Consider the following 19,442-nt stretch of genomic DNA (forward strand, 5'->3'; position numbering starts at 1 on the left):
CTTTACACTCTAACAATTACAAAAGAAAATAACAATCTACTAAACCAGCACCTATAATGAAAAAATGGCTTATAGCATTAATAATCTTTTTAGTGGTTGCCGCCGCAGCAATATTACTGATAGTGAATTACTTTACTATATCCAAAACAGAAAGCGAGTCTTATAGTAAAGAAGATTTACTTAAACCTGTGACTTTTAATGAGGTCACATTGGATGATACATTCTGGAAAAACAGAATGGAAATTCAGAAACGGGTTTTAGTTCCTGTTGCTTTCGAACGGACACAATCTGCGGTAGACGACCTGAAAAAGACTGCTGCTTTCCTCAAAGGTGATACATCATCGCATGCCAGCCCGAGCCGTTTCGTTACATCCGATTTATATAAGGTAATCGAAGGTGCTGCATACCTGCTTACGCTGGAAAGAGATGCCGCACTGGAAAAACAAATAGATGACATTGCCGAAATTATTTCGCAAGCCCAGGAAGAAGACGGATATCTGTATCCGGCACATACTACAGGCTCATTCCGGTCAGCACAACTATGGGGTGGAGCGGGAATGGGCGACAAACCATATTCATGGGTAATTCACAGCCATGAACTATACAATGTAGGACATTTATACGAAGCTGCCGTAGCTTACTATTACGCCACAGGTAAAAAGAATCTGCTGGATATTGCCGAAAAAAGTGCAAAACATATCAATAAAGTCTTTTTTGAAGGTGGTGATACTAAATATAATGACGGCAAACCTGTTAACCAAGCACCGGGGCATCAGGAAATGGAACTGGCTCTGGTAAAACTATACCGTGCTACAGGAAACGACCTCTATCTGCAAATGGCAAAAAAATTCATCGACATTCGCGGAGTAACATATAAGCCGGAAGGCGACGGCGTGATGACGCCAGAATATTCGCAGCAACATAGGCCTGTCAGAGAACAGGATAAGGCTGTTGGACATGCTGTACGTGCAGCTTACTTGTATTCAGCTATGGCAGATGTTGGCTCACTTACAGGAGATAATACACTACAGCCTGCCCTGCATAAGATTTGGGATAACATCATGGATACCAAATTCCATATAACAGGCGGTCTGGGCGCCGTACATGGCATTGAGGGCTTTGGTGATGAATACGACCTTCCTAATAAAGAAGCATACGACGAAACATGTGCTGCCGTAGGAAATGTATTTTTCAATCACCGGATGTTCCTGCTCGAAAAGGATGGTAAGTATATGGATGTGGCTGAAGTTTCCTTATTAAATAATGTATTGGCCGGAGTAAATCTCGAGGGTAATAAATTCTTCTATGTAAACCCTTTAGAATCGGAAGGTATGGTCGACCGCTCATTCTGGTTTGGTACGGCCTGCTGCCCTACTAATCTGGCGCGTCTTATCCCTCAGGTATCGGGGCTGATGTATGCGCACAACGACCATGAGATCTACTGCGCATTATACACAAGTAACCATACGGATATAAAATTGAAAAACGGTAATATCAACCTTAAGCAAATAAGCAATTACCCATTCGATGAAACGATTAAAGTAGAAGTAAACCCGGAAAATAAAGACCAGCAATTTAACCTGAAAATGCGTATCCCGACATGGTTTGGCACTCAGTTTGTTCCCGGAAAGCTGTATACATACATCGATAAAGAAAGCCATGACTTCTCTCTATATATCAATGGAAAAGAAGTGAAGAATGCGAAAGTTAGCAAGGGATTTGTAACTATCGACAGGGAATGGAATAAAGGCGATCAAGTAGAACTCAGGCTGCCTATGACACTGAGATACACAAAGGCAGACAGCCGCGTTAAGGCCGATGCCGGCAAGTTGGCATTGACACGCGGGCCGTTGGTATATTGTGCCGAAGGAGTAGACAATGAGCAGTATGTCAATCGATATATAGTGGCGCCTAATGCTGACTATAAAATTGAAAAGGTAAAAGAAGGTTCCCTTAAGGACATCGAAATTGTAGAAAATGTCCCTGCTAAATATATAGCTCTGAACGGAAAAGCAGAAGACCGGAAAATGACATTAATACCTTATTATGCATGGAACAACAGAGGTGTTTCAACAATGAATGTATGGTTTGCCGACAATGAGAATGTGATAAAAGAAAACGGATATATGATTCCGGTAGGATTCAGTAGCATCTCAGCATCGCACACCTATAAGGACGATAATGTGCTTGCTATAGTCAGTGGCAAATTTCCCGAAAGTTCGAAAGATACAGGTATTAAGAGATGGACTTCACATCCTGAAAAGGGCAAAAGACAGACAATAGAATTTGAGTTTGAACAAGTATCGAATGTAAAATCATTTTCTGTATACTGGTACGAAGATACCGACGGAGTAAAATTACCGAAAAGCTGGTCGTTGGAATATTCAGCCGATGGCCAGAAATGGCAGTCTTTCCCGTTATATACAACCGATACTTATAGCCTGATAAAAGATCAGTTCAATCTGGTACATTCGGCAGGAGATAAACTCATGTCTAAGAAATTCAGACTGAATATGACGCCTCAGCCAGATAAATCCGTGGGAATTCTACAAATCAAATTCGATTTGAAATAGATCGATAATATGCGCTAAATGACATTACTCGTATATAAGATTCTTTCTATTTTTTACCTTACTATATTAGAAAATAAAAATATGTAGACTTATGTCGGCTGTTAAAAAGGATGAATCAAGGTTCATGAATTGTAAAAATGAAAATAAAAATATTATCTTTGCTCGTGAATATTTAATATTCCGAATCTGATTTTTATATCATAGATTATTAGATATTTAACTCATGGGGCTGACTGGCTTTGACAGCGAGATGAAGTGGTTTGTAAGCATGCAGTGCGTAGTCGGCTGGCACTATAATCTCAGACGTCACAAATTTAACTGGCAACAATAATTACGCTCTTGCTGCTTAATCGAAGTATAGTAGATTTATAGCTTAATTCCCGCACAGGTGTGGGAACAAGACATCACCCGGAAGCTGTGGCTTCGAAGCGTGCCGATAAGGTGGTGCAGGCAAATCGGAGATAGGATATGGAAAGCTTTGGTCCGTATTTGAAATTAAGAAGATAAGGTTTGAGTTGGTGGCTTCGGTCTTGCTCATTCATGAAAATTAAAGCGGAGATAAGCATGTAGAAAGCAAATTAGTTCCTTGTTTGGACGAGGGTTCAAATCCCTCCAGCTCCACTTAACTTAAATGTAAAACACGGTAAAATCCTGAAATTTAGCAAGTTTCAGGATTTTTGTTTTGGTATATGTAGCAAAAAACACTGAATTCTTGAGTATTTTACTGTCTAATTCGGGGACAGCTTTGCAAATATAAAATCGTCCCCGAATCCGTCCCCGATTTAAATTTAAACTGTTATTTATCAGTAGTTTGCTGCATTTTACAACCTGCTTATTTTTCTTGGACTTCATACTTTTAAAATTAAAAACAAATAAAAATTTTAAGTATGAAAAAGAATTCCTTTAAGACTTTATTTTTTGTAAAACCATCCAGAATTTTAAGGAACGGTGAATCTCCTGTTTTTATGAGAATTACTATTGACGGGCAGCGTGGAAAAAATGATAAAAATGACCCCTTAAGAACGGGGCAAGCTGACCCCCAAAAGTTAATAGTGTAAAACCTAAAAAAGTTGTTTACCGGAATGGGGTCTAAAAGGATGGATTTTATGTCCGGTTTAACAACAAAATTCTTTACAAATATACATTTTCATTCTTAGATTTCTTCTTTCTAAGAGATTCTCCATACAGTTCTACCCTTAAAGCATGATGTACGATACGGTCCAATACAGCATCAGCAATGGTTTTCTCCCCGATAATATCATACCAGTCTTTTACCGGGATTTGTGATGTGATAATAGTAGATCGTTTCTGATGCCTGTCCTCTATTATGTCCAGTAAGATACTTCTTGCCTGGTTGTCAAAAGGCTGTAGTCCAAAGTCGTCAAGTATTAACAAATCCATTCTTTCAATACGTTTCAGATCAGCGATAACTGTTCCCTTGGCTTTAGCCAGCTTCAGGTTAGCCATCAGTTTGGCAGTTGAGCCATAGAAGACCTTGTATCCCATCTGGCATGCATGGTATCCTAAAGCCGATGCCAGATAGCTTTTGCCTGTTCCGGTAGGTCCGGTAATAAAAAGATCCTTACGTTCCTTTACAAACTCCAGCTCCGAGAGGCGGTGAACCTGGTTTTGGTCTAATCCGCGGTCGAAGGAGTAGTCTATCTGCTCTATAGAAGCCTTATAACGGAAGTTAGCGATCTTAACGGCTCTTTCCACGGCTTTGTTCTTACGGTCATCCCATTCGTTTGATACGAGCATAGCCACGAACTGGTCAACGGTAAGAGTTTCTTTCAGGGTAGATTCTAATGAGGTTTTAAAGGTGTCATACATACCGAAGAGACGCATCAGGCGCATCTTGTCCAAGGTTTTTTCATTGTTCATAATCTTAAAGTTTTAATAATTAATTTATATAATACGGTTTATTGGTAATAATCTTTTCCCCGGATGTTATCATGTGGGGGCAATTCCTCTGTTTGTATATCAGGTTCTATCTGGTCAAGTTTCTTATGGAGTATCTCTTCTATTATCAGGTAATTATATTTGCCGATACTGTCAGCCAGCCGACATGCCGCTATTAAGCGGTCTACACCGACTTTACGGGCGAAGGCAAGGATGCCCGAACAGCATTTATGAGCCTGATCAGGATACTGTTTCTTAATTAATACCTTTTTGATATAGGATTCTACATCGGGATGTATCGCTGCGCTCTGTTCTATAAGCTTCTCAGGCGTCCACTCCGATATGAAGCGGTGCTGAGCCGGCTGATGCTCACTCAGGGTTGTAAACTGATGGGCTATTTTACTTCGTTTATGGGAGGCGATCAACATATTAGAGTAATATATATTCACTCTGTCTGCGTTATAACTGAGTTTTACCTTTTTACCCATATAGGTATAAGGGACACTGTAATAATGCATATCTTCTCCCAAACGGGCATGTCCGTACCGGTTAACGGTAGCTATTACCTGCTTTTTAACTTCATAACGAATCGGATTTAAAGGCCCAGTTCCTCACGCTCCACATCCTGGAAGTATTCCCTGCGGGAGTAATTACGACCTGTCAGTAACGCATTATTATGCATCTCCAGAGCCGAACGTATGGCAAGGTTCAGGGAAGCAAGATCAGCACACTCCAAACCCTCCAGTTTAGTGTAGATATCCTTATAGGTACGTTTAACGGCATTCTCCACTAATGCTTTGTCACGGGGCTTATATCCACGGGCAGGATAGACAACCACACCATAATGTTCGGCAAAGGCAGCAAACTCAGGGTTAAGGATGGCTTCATAACGACTGGCTTTGGTTACTGCTGCCTTCAGGTTATCGGGAACTACGGCACGAGGTGTACCACCATAATAAAGGAATGCGTTTTCACAGGCAGATATCAGGTCTTCTTTCTTCTGGCTTTCGACTGCTTCAACGTAAGTCAGTTGGCTGCACCCTAAGATGGCAACAAAGACCTCTACTTCCTTTATACTACCATCAGGGAGTTTTAAGCTAAGCTTATCCCCTGTGTAGTCGATAAACATCTTATCCCCGGCTTTATGTTGCTGGCGCATGATAGGATGTGACAGTCGGATATAACGTTGGATAGCTACCCGGAATGAAGTCATTGAGTAGCCATCGGGATACGCCTTGATATACTCCTTGTACAACTGTCCGCTGGTAACTCCACGCTTCTTTAACTTCTTGCAAATGTCGGGAAGAATCTTCTCTAATTGTTGGTGGCGAAGGCTGCCGGGGGAGTCTTCTTTGGGGGCGGAAAACAGTTCGCACAACTCCGCATCATCCTTCTTTATCAACTCCTCGTAGCTAAGATTCAGTGTGTTATATATGCGGATGTACTTCTTGACTGTATTGCGCGAGGTAATGGTCATCGCGCTGATCGTTCGGACGCCTGTACCTGTACAATAAAGGCGTAATATGCTTCTTAATTTACTCATTGTAATCGGTGTGTTGGCCATAAATAATCTGATTTTGGTTTTTAACACAAACTAACCAAAATCTTTAGCCTTATAATCCCTTCCGGTTACAACTTTTTAGGCGGGTCAGTTTAAATCGTTTTTAATGGGTCATTTTAAACTGTTCTGGGTGGGTCATTTTGAACCGTTTTTAACGGATCAATTTCCTCTGTTCTTAAGGGGTCGTTTTTATCGTTTTTTCCAATTTATACAATAATAGTTTTATATAGAGTGTTAAATGAAACAGAAGCTCATAGAGATAATAAAACAAAAGCCATTAAATCGTAACTGGAAAATGGAGATATTTCAGACATGAATAAGGTACGAGTACCGAATTGAGATTTCTTCTAATCTCCAAATTAAGGACAAAATATTCCGTGATAAACACCGGCATCCACTGCATTAAATCACAACACCAAAATAGGGAATTTTAGGCCAAAATAAAAATTGTTCCCGATTTGTCCCCAAAAAATAAGGGGGTATTTTCAGATGTTTGCTATCTTTTTGTTCGATAAACGATATTTCATTTTAATATTGAAAGCAAAATGCAGCAAAACGTCATTTTTTAACCTTTTTACACCCCGTAGTTCAAGTCCCAGGCAGAGTTGAACCGCCGACCTCTACATTATATACAAAAAGCCTTAAGATATAATAATAAATTGATATTTTTTATTTGAGGTTTATCACAATTAATACAGATAAATTAACTAATTGCGAAAGAGAATATTTCAAAGAAGAGCCTTTCTAGAAAGGGATTACAAACATAAAACAAAGATTTAATATTTACAATTCTTTATCGTTAAGATACAATTTCTTAAAGTTAAAAAATACTTCTTGTTTTGTGTATGATTTATATAGATAATTGAATGTTTATGGCTATAAAAACGGTAATTACAATTTAGGCACTCTAAAAACACAGAATTTGCGTGAAATTAAGCCTAATATTTTATTAAAATCGCATTCAAGAAGGTCTTTAAGTTCCAACTCTGCCTGGGACTAAAACTTAATATTCCTATAATGTGATGGAAGTCAGCATATTACAAAAATACAAGATTATCTCTAAAAACAAAAATTACTTACGGATTCTTAATCTTTAATTATTTCTACATATATTAAATCAATTTACAGTTGAACTTTGCTTTAAATAATGCTTAAGCCTTTTCTTATATAAGCTTTATTTATCGCCAAGCTTCTATGTATGCCTTGTCCAGCATCTCCATAATGTCCGATTCCCTATATAATATCTTTCCACCCCAGAAGATATAAGAAATGTATCCGTTTGTCCTGTATTCCTGTAGGGTACGGTTACATACATGTAATAACTTTGATAGTTGCTTATCTGTTATATACCGTTCACCATTCAATATAGGAACATAACCATCAAACAAAGCCTGTAAATCAGCTGATACCTTTTCCAAGGATTCTACCATTGAAGCTATTTCCTGATCATTCTTCTCTAATAATATCATAATACTATATTTTGTGTTTTAAATTTGTAGTTTTCTTCTAACAACTTTTCTACATCAGTTCCCCTGTAGAATATCTTACGGTCCAATTGACTGTAACCGATCCTTCCCGTTTCACGGTATGTCTGTAAAGTCCTTGTCTTTATATTAAGGATGTGACAAACCTCTTCACTGCTTAACCATGAGTAAAGGTTTTTCTTACCGTATTTCTGTTTCATCGATTCTGTTTGTTGCTTCAGCATCTTTACCCGTTTTTGAATATCTTCAAAGGAACGATTGTCTATTATTATTTTTTCCATATTTAAATTTTTAAATGATTAATTTATTTATCTCAAAGATATACTATATTTGTTCTAAATAATTTGATTTACAATTACTTGTCCGCAACTGTCCGCTTATGTCCGCAACTGTCCGCTTAACATAATATGTCTTGTCCTAAAATAGGTTGACAATCAAAAGTGTAAACTAATGGACGAACAAATTAGGACATAGTACCCTCAATTTGGGACATTTTTGTTGGGAGTATAGATGTATGTATGGATAAGTGCGTCCTGTTTTATGAAGAATTGATTCATCCGAAAGACAGAATGTTAGCTGTGAAATCTTTTTTTGAGCTAAGACTTTAAGCCGGAAGGAGTATATAAATTATACGGATGTTTTTTCTGCTACTGCTAGCAGGTTTTAAGAAAGAAAGGCGGTTGGATAGGAAATACGGGAAGAAAACCAATACGGGAACACAACAGCGTATGGGCTTATAAAATAATTTGAATAATCATTTTATGCTTTCTGAAAACTATCGATTAGATAAATCATGAGCCTTAAAACAAAAAACAATGAGCCTGTCAACGAAGACTGATTTCAGAACTATACTTATCTTTGTAAAAACAAGAACAATATGGAACAAACCAACCAATCAGGAACAATAGGATATTCAGGAATATTTCTTTCCTGTTTCCACGATTATAATAGCAAATGTGTTCATGCTACACCGGATCATACACTCGTTTATCTTTATTCCGGTCAGCAAGTAGTAGAACATGATGGACAGCAAACCATCATCCATCCGGGAGAATGTGCCTTCATACGCCGCGACCACCGGATTTTAATGTATAAGAATAGCGTCGAAGGACAGCAATACAAGGGAATATCACTGACCTTCAAACGGGGAGTACTCCGTGAATTCTATAATAGAATGAACAAGAATGAAATTCCACAGAACCTAGAAATTCCCAAAGATTCATTTTTCAGGATTGAAGCCCGTCCCGATATAGCAAGTCTGTTTCAGTCACTAACGCCTTATTTCGATTCAGATGTAAAACCTACGGAAGATATAGTGAATCTCAAATTACAGGAAGGTATTTACACCTTACTAAATACGAACAAGATATTTTATCCCATACTGTTCGACTTTACATCCACATGGAAAGTAGATATAATCGACTTTTTGAATGAAAACTATATGTACGACCTCACAATGGAGGAAATAGCATCCTATACAGGCCGCAGCCTTGCGACTTTTAAACGTGATTTTGCTAAGATAAGTGATGTTACCCCGCAAAAATGGCTTATCAACAAACGCCTACAAGTGGCACACGAAAAACTGACAAATGGAAATATGAAAATAAGCGATGTATATGTCGATGTAGGCTTCAAAAACCTCTCCCATTTTTATGCTGCTTATAAAAAGCAGTTCGGATATTCGCCCGCCGGCAAACATTTAACATAACAAACAATCATTGTACCTCACAACAAATAAAATTGAGCCTTGTAGCGAAGAAGCTATGAGGCTTTACTTTTAATTTTGCATTATAAATAATTCTGCAATATCAATGATTACATCTTCTAATGAAAACAGATAATTACAATTCCGCAGCAAATTATTCCGATATATATTTCGATTATATATTGCAGAATGGATGCGAAGTTTTTACACGCACAAACACTGAAGCCGTTATTTTCTTTGTCTACTCAGGGCGATTAGATATTTGCTGTTCTCAGGAAAAGATTTCCCTGACTAAAGGGCAATATGCATTTATCAAGCATGATGTGGTAACTACAATCAATAAAAACGATTGTGGTAATGATAAATTCTGCTGTGCGTATATGGGCTTCAGTAAAAAATACCTGTTTCAACTGTATCGGGCTATGGATGGAAAGTATAGTTTGTTCTCTGAAAATCGATTTTCTCATGCGCTTATCAAACTTCCATATACACCCTGTTTGCAAAGCTTATACATATCGTTAATACCCTACCTTGAATATGGGGTCAGACCTTCTATGCATATTATGGAACTGAAAAGACAAGAAGGTATTTACAGCCTTATATTAACCGATGAACGTTTTTATCCCTGTCTTTTTGATTTTACAGACACTTTCAAAAAAGAATTACCCATTAATTATATAAATAAATCACTAAATAATTAACAATATGAAGCCAAAAGTTATTTGTCACATGATGAGTTCCGTAGACGGCAGATTGGTTGCTGACCGTTGGAGTGCACCTTTTGACGGGACCGATCAGAACGAACTTTATGAACCCTATTACGAAATCGGTAAAGAATTAAAAGCACGGGCCTGGATGATTGGTAACAACACTATACAGATTGATAATGGTGTTGAAATTTTCGATTACCGGAAATATCAACCTGCTAAAGAGTTCAAAACATATACGGGAAAGCGTGAAACAGAAAATACCTGTATCATATTCGACTCAAAAGGAAAAATTATTTATCCCACCGATAATATCAATGGAGATAATGTTATAACAGTACTCGGCGAAACCGTGTCGGAAGAATACCTGTCTCTCCTCCGCGAAAGAGGAATCTCATACATTTTTGCGGGCAAAGATGGTTATGACCTCGATAAAGCGCTCGAAACATTAAACATGGAATTCGGTTACGAAAAATTATTACTTGATGGCGGTGGCGTATTGAACGGTAAATTTCTCAAAGCCGGACTGTTGGACGAATTAAGTCTGCTCATTTACCCCGGCGTAGACGGATTATCGGGCGCATCGTCTATTATTGAATACAAGGGAGAGACTGATGAACTGCCTGCCAAAGGTCAATCATTAGAATTGCTATCCATGAAACCCCTTGCTTATGGTATCGTTTGCTTACATTACAAATTCCATAAATTAAGTAAGTAGTAATCATACAAATAAAAAATAACAATACATTATAACAATTAATGCTCAAGGTGATAGTAAATTCTATCACCTTTTTTATTATTTCAAAACAAACCGAATACAATAAAAAACTCATGAGCCTGATAACAAATGTATTTGAGCCTGATAACGAAAACGATAAGATAGATGCTGTGTAATTTTGTAGTGATGAATTCAATCAATCAGTTGGCACCTAAAATAAATAAATTAATCAAATAAATAAGAATAGAAAATGAGTACTAAACAAAAAGTTTTTTTTAATAACAACATATTAAAAATGGCGGGTGAAATTCATTTCCCAGCCGATTTCGATCCTCATAAGAAATACCCCAGCGTAATTGTTTCACACCCCGGCAACGGAGTGAAAGAACAAGTTGCCGGACTGTATGCAGGTAAACTTGCCGATAACGGTTTCATCGGATTTGCTTTTGATGCCTCTTATCAGGGCGAAAGCGAAGGAATGCCCCGCTATCTGGACGATCCTTTCAACCGGGTTGAAGACATACGCTGCGCAGTCGATTATCTGGTTACACTGCCTTATATCGATGAAGACCGTATCGGAGCAATGGGTATCTGTGCCGGAGGAGGATATGCCATTGCAGCCACACAAACCGAACTGCGTATACAAGCAGTAGCCGGAATCAGCACATGGGATGTAGGCGACAGCCAGCGCAACGGATTTGCCCTCCGATGGACAGATGAACAAAAGAAACAAATACTTTTGGATGTTGCCGCACAACGCACTCGTGAAGCCAGAGGAGTAGAACCCCTTCTGGTAGGATATGTACCTAACTCGCCTGAAGAATTTACCGAAGACACTCCGGTGATACAAAAAGAAGCCTATGAGTATTATTGCACACCGAGAGCATCGCATCCGAATTCCCATAATAAATTCTTGTTTACCTGCAACGACCGCTTTATCTCATTCGATGCCTTTGCACACATAGAAACCATTGCTCCACGTCCGCTATTGTTGATTATCGGTAGCGAAGCCGATACCATCTATTTCACCGATACAGCCTACGAAAAAGCCAATGAGCCGAAAGAAGTTTATACTATTCACGGAGCAACCCACGTAGATTTATACGATAAATCACCTTATGTGGAACAGGTAACTGAAAAACTGACGGATTTCTTTACGAAAGCCCTACAATAATAAATATCAAAACATAAAGTCATGAAAAAGTTATCCATATTTTTAATAATGCTGTTGTCTATGACATCCGTTACCGGACTCAGTTCGTGTAGCAACGATGATGACGACAATCCCGAAACGGAACTTCCTCCGTATATGGAAGAAAAAGTGCCTGTTATCGTCGGCTCACAGACCTTTACACTCTCAGTTTTCGATACTCCCGCAGGAAGGGCATTTAAAGCGCTTCTTCCTCTGACAATATCTATGGAGGATGTAAACAGCAATGAGAAGTTTTACCGGTTACCGCAAGGTCTTCCACAGTCGGCTGCCAACCCCGGTACTATTCGTACGGGAGATTTGAACCTATATGGCTCGGCCTGGTCTTTTTCTATAAGACTTTTCCGACTTCGTACAGCTATACACGCATCGGAACGATTGATAATCCTTCCTCCCTTCAATCGGCAGTTGGTTCCGGCACTGTAACTATTACTTTCGGTGAAATAACACCCGAACCTCAAAATGCAACCCTGACCTATAATATCAACGGTGCTGAAAACGGTTCAGCACCGGCACCGGTAACCGATAAAGCCGGAGTTGTAATCACTTTGAACGACGGGAGCGGATTAAGCCGTACCGGTCATACTTTTGCAGGCTGGAATACACAACCTAATGGCACCGGAACCGATTATGCAGCCGGAAGCAACTATACACTGACTGGCAATAGTATTCTATATGCCAAATGGAATCCGCTAGTAGATAGCAATACGATGAGAGTAACCGTAGGTTCAAATACATTCAATGTATCATTAGCTTCCAATCCGACGGCTACTGCTTTCAAAACATTATTGCCTATGACGATAAATATGTCCGAACTGAATGGGAATGAGAAATATTACGGACTTCCACAATCCTTACCGACCAATGCGTCTAATCCCGGAACGATACAGAATGGCGATCTGATGCTGTACGGATCGACAACATTGGTACTATTTTACAAAACATTTTCTACATCGTATAGCTATACCCGCATCGGCAGCGTAGATAATCCGTCAGGATTACAAAGCGCACTGGGAGGTGGCAGCGTTACGGTAATATTTGAGCTGATATAAAAATAAATATGCAAAGACGTTCTTTTTTAAAGGGCACATTCATTACAGCAGGAAGTTTATTAGTAGGTGGAGCTGCTGTTTACCGTTACCTGACAGGTCAGGAACAACCGGAAGAGAGTAAATACCCTCAGGCAATAGAAAAGATGACAAAAGAAGGAAGCAAGAAAAATGTTCTTGTCCTGATGAGTTCAGCAACAAGAAAAGGAAATACCGATAATCTGGCGGATGCTTATATCAAAGGTGTTTCTGAAAAGGGATATTCCGTAACCAAAGTCTATCTGGGTAGTATGCAGTTAGAAGGCTGCCACGGATGCGGAGCCTGCCAGCATAACAACCACCGTTGCGTTCTCAAAGACGGCATGCAGGATATCTATCCATTGTTTGCGGAATGTGATACACTGGTTATGGCGTCGCCCATGCATTTCTGGACCATATCATCACGGCTGAAAGCTTTTATTGAGAGGCTATATGCCATTTCTACGGAAGATAAATATCCGGAGAAAGAAATGGTATTGTTAATGACATCTGGTGACAATAAAGAAACAACTTTCGATCAGCCTGTACGCTATTTCCACATACTAAGCGAAATATTTGGCAATAAAGAAAAAGGCATGTACTTAGCCGGAGATTGTAAAGGTTGCGAAGAAGAAACACGAAATATTGACGGCAAACACCTGGATAATGCCTATAAATTAGGACTTGAATTATAAATCATATAAACAAGAAAAATAAGAAGGCGCTTTTTTAGCGCCTTCAACAAGTAAAGATCAGTAATAATGGTAGTAAGAACCGTAATTTGTCTACAACTTCTTTCTTATACAGTCTCTACCTTTGTATTATCATTAAATGACAAATAATAATAAAATAGAAGCACCAAAACCACGGTATATCATTCTCGATGCATTAAGAGGATTGGCACTACTGGGTATCTGTCTGGCTAACTTTCCTGAATTTTCATTATACAGTTTTCTGGATATCTCCGTTACCGCAGCGATGCCTACCGCCGGAATAGACCGGATTGTCCGCTATATGCAATATATTTTCATTGACGGTAAGTTTTATACTGTCTTTTCAATTTTGTTCGGTATCGGCTTTTCCATTATACTCTCCAATGCCGCACAAAAAGGAACTAGCGGAATGAAAATCTTCTACCGCCGGATGGCTGTTTTATTTCTTATCGGATTGTTTCACCTCGTTTTACTCTGGGCAGGAGATATTCTGATACTCTATGCCTTCTTAGGTTTCTTCCTTCCTCTATTCAGAAACGTATCGAACAAAAGAATTTTGCAATTTGCCGTACTGTTCCTCGTTTTTCCTCTTCTGATTGATGTAGGTGTACAGTTTCTCGGTTGGAGCCTTGCGGCACCGGCAATACAAGCTACTTCCTATTTCCATAATATGTTCGGTATTACAGATGAAACTTTCCCGGTATGGCTTGCCGAAAAACAAACCTACCTCGATGTATTACACTTCAATATTGCTGGCTCTTTTATCCGTATGCAGGAATTTATAGAAGGCAACCGCGCATTTAAAGTAATGGGATTATTCCTGATCGGACTTTATATCGGACGGAATAAACTATATGCAGAGATGGATGATAAGCAATTACTTTTAAAGAAAGTCCGTTTCTATGGCTTTCTTATTGGTATCCCAACTACTTTACTTTATGCTTACAGTGCTATGAACGGTCATCCGTGGAGATTAACAATCCACTCTTTTTTATATACCGTAAGTATATTACCATTATCACTCGGATATATCACCGCTATATGCCTCTGGTATATCTCCCATAAAGAAAACAGGATATTTAAAACCTTTGCCGCACCCGGACGTATGGCACTTACTAATTACCTGATGCAATCCGTTTTCGGTATGATTATATTCTATGGCATAGGTTTTGGGTTTGGTACAACTGTCGGTTTAGTTTATGTCGAACTAATAGCAGCGGGAGTATTTCTTGTACAGATTATATATAGTTTTTTCTGGCTTCAACACTTGCGCTTCGGCCCTCTGGAATGGGGATGGCGGATGATAACATACGGCAAATGGATGCAACTTATTATATAAAAAACGAGTGAGCCTGTAAACAAATAACTATGAGCTTTTTAGCAAAAAGAATACAGTTTAATACCTTTAATTTTGTATGTAATGAAATATCATTGAATAATTACACTCAATAATATATAAGCAATGGACAGGCGAAAATTCATTAAAAAAGGGATGGCAGGAATTACACTTATAGGCACCGGTATGCTGAATATCAATTGCTCCTCACCCCACGATGAACAGGATAATGGAAACAATAATGGAAACGGAAACGGCGGAAATAATAATGGCGATAACGGTGATAATGAAACTGTGAGACTGAACTCCAAAGTACAATTGGGTGAAACCGGCCTTACCGTTCCACTTTTAGCGATGGGAACCGGAACCGTAGGTTGGGGTGGCTCTTCCAACCAGACCCGTATGGGAATGGAACAGTTTGTTAGCCTTGCCCACAATGCCTACGAGCGGGGCATGCGGTTCTATGATATGGCGGAAGCCTACGGATCCCATCGTTTTGTAGCGGAAGCTATCAAAGATATGCCACGCGAAGAGCTGACGCTCCTTACCAAGATAACTTCCAGCAGCGGACTTTCTGAAAGGGATACCCGAAACCGGATTGACCATTTCCGCCGTGAAGTCGGAACAGAGTATTTCGATATCATCCTGATGCACTATATGACATCCGGCGGTTGGGCAAACAGCCGTCAGGGAGCTATGGAAGGACTAGCACGCGCCAAAGAAGAAGGTATCATAAAAGCAGTAGGAATATCTGCCCACAGTCTCGACGCACTCCGCGACGCTGCCGAATCGCCTTGGGTAGACGTAATACTTGCCCGTATCAATCCCTTTCAATCACACATGGATGGAAGTCCCGATACGATAAAAGAGGTATTGGCAACCGCCTGCCGTAATGGCAAAGGGGTTATCGGCATGAAAATATTCGGTGAAGGAAGCCGCGTCAGAGACGAAGAACGCGAACAATCCTTGCGTTTTGCCCTGACAGAATCAAATATACACTGCATGACTATCGGTTTTGAAACCCTTGGACAGATGAACGATGCCATAGCACGTGTAACACGTATACAAAAAGAACTTAATATATAATTAATAAAATAAATTACAACAATGAAAAAAGTAATCAAAGACACATTTTTTGAAGGAGAAAGACCTTTATTTGCAACAAACGATATACGCCTCGAAAACGTAAAATTCTATCCCGGAGAATCAGCCTTAAAAGAATGCAAAAACGTGGAAGCGTACAACTGCGAATTTATGTGCAAATATCCTTTTTGGCATAATGAAAACGCATTGATTGAAAACAGCTTGTTTACCGTTTACGGACGTGCGGCAATATGGTATTCTAAAAACCTGCGAATGATTAATACCCGTGTGGATGCGCCTAAAATGTTCCGTGAAATAGACGGTCTATATCTTGAAAATGTGAAATTCAGTACGGCAGCCGAAACACTTTGGAACAGCCGCGATATGAAATTACGGAATGTTCAGGTACGCGGTGGAGACTATATATTTATGAACGGCATAAATATTGACATCGAAGATTTCTATTTGCAAGGTAACTATTCATTTCAGGATGCTAAGAACGTAGTTATCCGCAATGCGAAGCTCGATTCTAAAGACGCCTTCTGGAAAACTGAAAACGTTACCGTATACGATTCTGAATTGAACGGTGAATACCTCGGCTGGCACTCCAAAAACCTGAAACTGGTAAACTGCAAAATATCAGGAACACAACCCCTATGCTACTGTACAAATCTTGTTATGGAAAATTGCACTTTTGCAGAAGATTGCGACCTGGCATTTGAGTACAGCACATTAGAAGCCGTAGTAAACAGTAATATTGTCAGCATCAAGAATCCGACAGACGGTTTTATTCTATGCGATAGTGTAGGTGAAGTTATTATTGATGAAAACTGTAAAAATCCCGAAGGATGCAAAATCCGTTTGAATAAAGAAACTTGTTTTGCATCGTAATAAACTATTTGATAGGATGAAAAAGATATTATTAATATTCTGGGGTATCATACTTACCATATCATTATCGGCTTGCAATAAAACAGAAAATGAACCGGAAAAAGATCCGGAACAAATAATTGAAAATATGAAACTGAAAGTAACCATAGGAGATGTCGTCCTTACTGCGACATTCGCGGATAATCCCACTGCGAAAGATTTTATCTCATTACTGCCCCTGACCGTAAAAATGGATGATTATGCCAGTTCGGAAAAGATTTTCTATCCCGAGAGAAAGCTTTCTATCGAAGGGGCAAGCAGTATAAACGCGGTTACAGGAGATATAACCTATTACTCTCCGTGGGGAAATGTAGCGATATTCTATAAGGACTTTGGAAATTCATCAAGCCTGATACGGATTGCAAAATTCGACGGCAATATTGATGTCCTTAAAACTAAAGGTTCTATTGACAACGTGAAATTTGAATTACAGGAAGTAGAATGAAGTATAATTTTGACGAAATAATACAGCGCAGGAACAGCAATTCCTATAAATGGGATTCGGCAAAAGATAACGATGTATTGCCAATGTGGGTAGCCGATATGGATTTCCGTACGGCTCCTGCTGTTATAGATGCTTTGCACCGCAGGGTGGAGCACGGTGTATTCGGATATACCAAAGTCCCTGTGTATTATTATCAGGCAACCATTGACTGGTTTAATAGAAGGCATAATTTTACTATTAATAAAGAATGGATATTATTCACTTCCGGTGTAGTTCCTGCTTTGTCTTCTGTAATTAAAGCCCTAACTGTGCCCGGTGATAAAGTACTGGTACAGACCCCCGTTTATAACTGCTTCTTTTCAAGCATTCGCAACGATGAATGTGAAATGGTTGCAAATAAACTGGTATATAAAGAGGGCACATATTCCATTGACTTTGATGATCTTGAACGAAAAGCTGCCGACCCCAGAGTAAAGTTGATGTTGCTTTGCAGTCCGCATAATCCTGTGGGCAGGGTATGGAAGCGTGGAGAATTGGAACGCATAGGCAAAATATGCCTGCAAAACAATGTAATTGTTATTTCGGACGAAATACATTGTGACCTTGTATATGAAGGATATGCACATGTCCCATTTGCATCTATCAGCGAACAATTCCTGCAAAATTCGGTTACCTGTATTGCACCTACTAAAACTTTTAATCTGGCAGGTATTCAGGTGGCTAATATTATCGCAGCCGATGAGGAGATACGCCGGAAGATCGACAAGGCTCTGAATGTAAACGAAGTCTGCGAGATAAATTGTTTCGCCGTAGAAGCCCTTACCGCAGCCTATAACGAAGGTGAGGAATGGCTCGAAGAACTGAAAACCTATCTGTATTCCAATTACGAATACTTAAAAGATTTTTTCACCAAAAACCTTCCTCATCTACCCGTAACAAAACTGGAGGCGACTTATCTGGTGTGGATAGATTGCAGGTCATTGAAACAGACTTCAAAAGAGATTTCCGAAATGTTATTAAATAAAGAAAAGCTTTGGATAAACGAAGGCATGATGTATGGTGCAGCCGGAGAAGGATTTATCCGCATCAATATTGCCTGCCCACGTTCTCTTTTGGTGGAGGGTCTAAATAGGCTTAAAGTATTAAAACAATAATAAGTATGGAAAAAGTAAAACTAAATAACGGAGTCGAAATGCCTTTGCTCGGTTTCGGCGTTTTTCAGGTGAGTGATTTGAAAGAATGTAAAGAAAGCGTGCTTACCGCATTGGAAACAGGTTACCGTCTGCTTGACACAGCTGCCGTCTATGAAAACGAAACAGCAGTGGGCGAAGCGGTAAAAGAAAGCGGCATTCCACGTGAAGAAATATTCATTACTACAAAAGTATGGGTACAAGACACCGGATATGAAAAGACCAAAGAGTCTTTTATCCACTCGCTTCGTAAGCTGGGAACAGATTATATAGATCTTTTCCTTATACACATGCCTTATGGCGATGTTTACGGCTCGTGGCGGGCTATGGAAGACCTCTACAAGGAAGGGAAAATCCGTGCTATCGGCGTATCGAATTTTTATAATGACCGTGTTATAGATTTTATTCTTCACAATGAAATAATACCCGCCGTAAACCAGATAGAAACACACCCTTTCCTGCAAAATGAGGAAACGCATAAGTTCCTTGAAAACAATGGTATACAAATTGAATCGTGGGGACCTTTTGCCGAAGGGAAGAACGGTATTTTCAGAAACGAAATATTAAAAGCTATCGGCAAAAAATATGGAAAGTCTGTTGCCCAGGTAATTCTTCGTTGGCTAACGCAACGAGGCGTAGTTGCCATACCGAAGTCGGTTCGTAAGGAAAGGATTGTCGAGAACTTCAATATTTTCGATTTCCATCTGACCGACGAAGATATGCAGATTATCCGTTCAATAGATATGAACCAGACTTTTTTTAACGATTACAATGATCCGGAAGCGGCAATACGAATGGATGCAATAAGATTTATCCCATAA

18 protein-coding genes, 1 other RNA gene and 1 pseudogene are annotated in these 19,442 nt (G+C 39.3%); 15 read left to right on the forward strand and 5 right to left on the reverse strand.

Features of this window, described 5'->3' with window-relative positions; genetic code table 11:
• Positions 1 to 56: 56 nt before the first annotated feature.
• Together K348_RS0102675 and ssrA are read left to right on the forward strand one after the other, a co-directional pair.
• Positions 57 to 2,573 (forward strand): glycoside hydrolase family 127 protein, encoded by a 2,517-nt coding sequence (locus K348_RS0102675; RefSeq protein WP_029902647.1) that lies wholly within the window; start codon positions 57 to 59, stop codon positions 2,571 to 2,573.
• A 225-nt stretch (positions 2,574 to 2,798) separates the two neighbouring features.
• Positions 2,799 to 3,197: a transfer-messenger RNA gene (ssrA, locus tag K348_RS18955) on the forward strand.
• A gap of 507 nt (positions 3,198 to 3,704) precedes the next feature.
• Here ssrA and istB read toward each other — a convergent pair.
• From istB to K348_RS0102705, 5 genes are all read right to left on the reverse strand, one after another.
• The gene (gene istB / locus K348_RS0102690) at positions 3,705 to 4,454 is read right to left on the reverse strand and encodes an IS21-like element helper ATPase IstB (RefSeq protein WP_029902651.1); all 750 of its coding nucleotides are present in this window, start codon (positions 4,452 to 4,454) and stop codon (positions 3,705 to 3,707) included.
• Between the two features lie 38 nt (positions 4,455 to 4,492).
• Entirely contained in the window at positions 4,493 to 4,960 is a 468-nt protein-coding gene (locus K348_RS19345; protein ID WP_231496728.1) for a hypothetical protein, read from the reverse strand.
• A gap of 107 nt (positions 4,961 to 5,067) precedes the next feature.
• Entirely contained in the window at positions 5,068 to 6,015 is a 948-nt protein-coding gene (istA, locus tag K348_RS19350) for an IS21 family transposase (RefSeq protein WP_231496729.1), read from the reverse strand.
• Between the two features lie 1,196 nt (positions 6,016 to 7,211).
• Complete coding sequence (locus tag K348_RS0102700) at positions 7,212 to 7,502, reverse strand: helix-turn-helix domain-containing protein (protein WP_029902654.1); 291 nt, start codon at positions 7,500 to 7,502, stop codon at positions 7,212 to 7,214.
• Positions 7,499 to 7,798, reverse strand: a complete 300-nt coding sequence (locus tag K348_RS0102705) for a helix-turn-helix domain-containing protein (RefSeq protein ID WP_029902655.1) — start codon at positions 7,796 to 7,798, stop codon at positions 7,499 to 7,501. The genes K348_RS0102700 and K348_RS0102705 overlap by 4 nt, the downstream gene beginning before the upstream one ends.
• Positions 7,799 to 8,394: 596 nt before the next feature.
• On the opposite strand from K348_RS0102705, the gene K348_RS0102710 reads away from it, so the two are divergent.
• The 13 genes and pseudogenes from K348_RS0102710 to K348_RS0102775 all read left to right on the forward strand — a co-directional run bounded on the left by K348_RS0102710 (position 8,395) and on the right by K348_RS0102775 (position 19,442).
• Complete coding sequence (locus K348_RS0102710) at positions 8,395 to 9,225, forward strand: AraC family transcriptional regulator (RefSeq protein ID WP_029902657.1); 831 nt, start codon at positions 8,395 to 8,397, stop codon at positions 9,223 to 9,225.
• A 119-nt stretch (positions 9,226 to 9,344) separates the two neighbouring features.
• A complete protein-coding gene (locus K348_RS0102715) occupies positions 9,345 to 9,923 on the forward strand; it encodes a hypothetical protein (protein ID WP_029902660.1) in 579 nt (192 codons plus the stop codon).
• Between the two features lie 4 nt (positions 9,924 to 9,927).
• A complete protein-coding gene (locus tag K348_RS0102720; protein WP_029902662.1) occupies positions 9,928 to 10,647 on the forward strand; it encodes a dihydrofolate reductase family protein in 720 nt (239 codons plus the stop codon).
• Between the two features lie 295 nt (positions 10,648 to 10,942).
• Positions 10,943 to 11,821 (forward strand): alpha/beta hydrolase, encoded by an 879-nt coding sequence (locus K348_RS0102730; RefSeq protein WP_197027619.1) that lies wholly within the window; start codon positions 10,943 to 10,945, stop codon positions 11,819 to 11,821.
• Between the two features lie 135 nt (positions 11,822 to 11,956).
• Positions 11,957 to 12,234: pseudogene (locus tag K348_RS19355) on the forward strand (cyclophilin-like fold protein); the annotation flags it as partial.
• A gap of 93 nt (positions 12,235 to 12,327) precedes the next feature.
• Positions 12,328 to 12,909 carry a cyclophilin-like fold protein gene (locus K348_RS19360; RefSeq protein ID WP_255359398.1) on the forward strand — a complete coding sequence of 194 codons (582 nt, stop codon included), beginning with the start codon at positions 12,328 to 12,330 and terminating at the stop codon, positions 12,907 to 12,909.
• A gap of 8 nt (positions 12,910 to 12,917) precedes the next feature.
• Complete coding sequence (locus K348_RS0102745; RefSeq protein ID WP_029902666.1) at positions 12,918 to 13,619, forward strand: flavodoxin family protein; 702 nt, start codon at positions 12,918 to 12,920, stop codon at positions 13,617 to 13,619.
• 136 nt (positions 13,620 to 13,755) lie between these two features.
• On the forward strand, positions 13,756 to 14,976 hold the full coding sequence (locus K348_RS0102750) for a DUF418 domain-containing protein (protein WP_051697542.1): 1,221 nt from the start codon (positions 13,756 to 13,758) through the stop codon (positions 14,974 to 14,976).
• 123 nt (positions 14,977 to 15,099) lie between these two features.
• Positions 15,100 to 16,059: an aldo/keto reductase gene (locus K348_RS0102755; protein ID WP_029902670.1), complete on the forward strand. Its 960-nt coding sequence runs from the start codon at positions 15,100 to 15,102 to the stop codon at positions 16,057 to 16,059.
• A gap of 21 nt (positions 16,060 to 16,080) precedes the next feature.
• The gene (locus tag K348_RS0102760; protein ID WP_029902672.1) at positions 16,081 to 16,947 is read left to right on the forward strand and encodes a DUF3737 family protein; all 867 of its coding nucleotides are present in this window, start codon (positions 16,081 to 16,083) and stop codon (positions 16,945 to 16,947) included.
• 16 nt (positions 16,948 to 16,963) lie between these two features.
• Positions 16,964 to 17,431: a cyclophilin-like fold protein gene (locus K348_RS0102765; protein ID WP_029902674.1), complete on the forward strand. Its 468-nt coding sequence runs from the start codon at positions 16,964 to 16,966 to the stop codon at positions 17,429 to 17,431.
• Positions 17,428 to 18,585, forward strand: a complete 1,158-nt coding sequence (locus K348_RS0102770) for a MalY/PatB family protein (protein ID WP_029902676.1) — start codon at positions 17,428 to 17,430, stop codon at positions 18,583 to 18,585. The genes K348_RS0102765 and K348_RS0102770 overlap by 4 nt, the downstream gene beginning before the upstream one ends.
• 5 nt (positions 18,586 to 18,590) lie before the next feature.
• Positions 18,591 to 19,442 (forward strand): aldo/keto reductase, encoded by an 852-nt coding sequence (locus K348_RS0102775; protein WP_036930043.1) that lies wholly within the window; start codon positions 18,591 to 18,593, stop codon positions 19,440 to 19,442.

Source organism: Prevotella sp. 10(H) (assembly GCF_000711235.1).
Classification (GTDB): domain Bacteria; phylum Bacteroidota; class Bacteroidia; order Bacteroidales; family Dysgonomonadaceae; genus Dysgonomonas.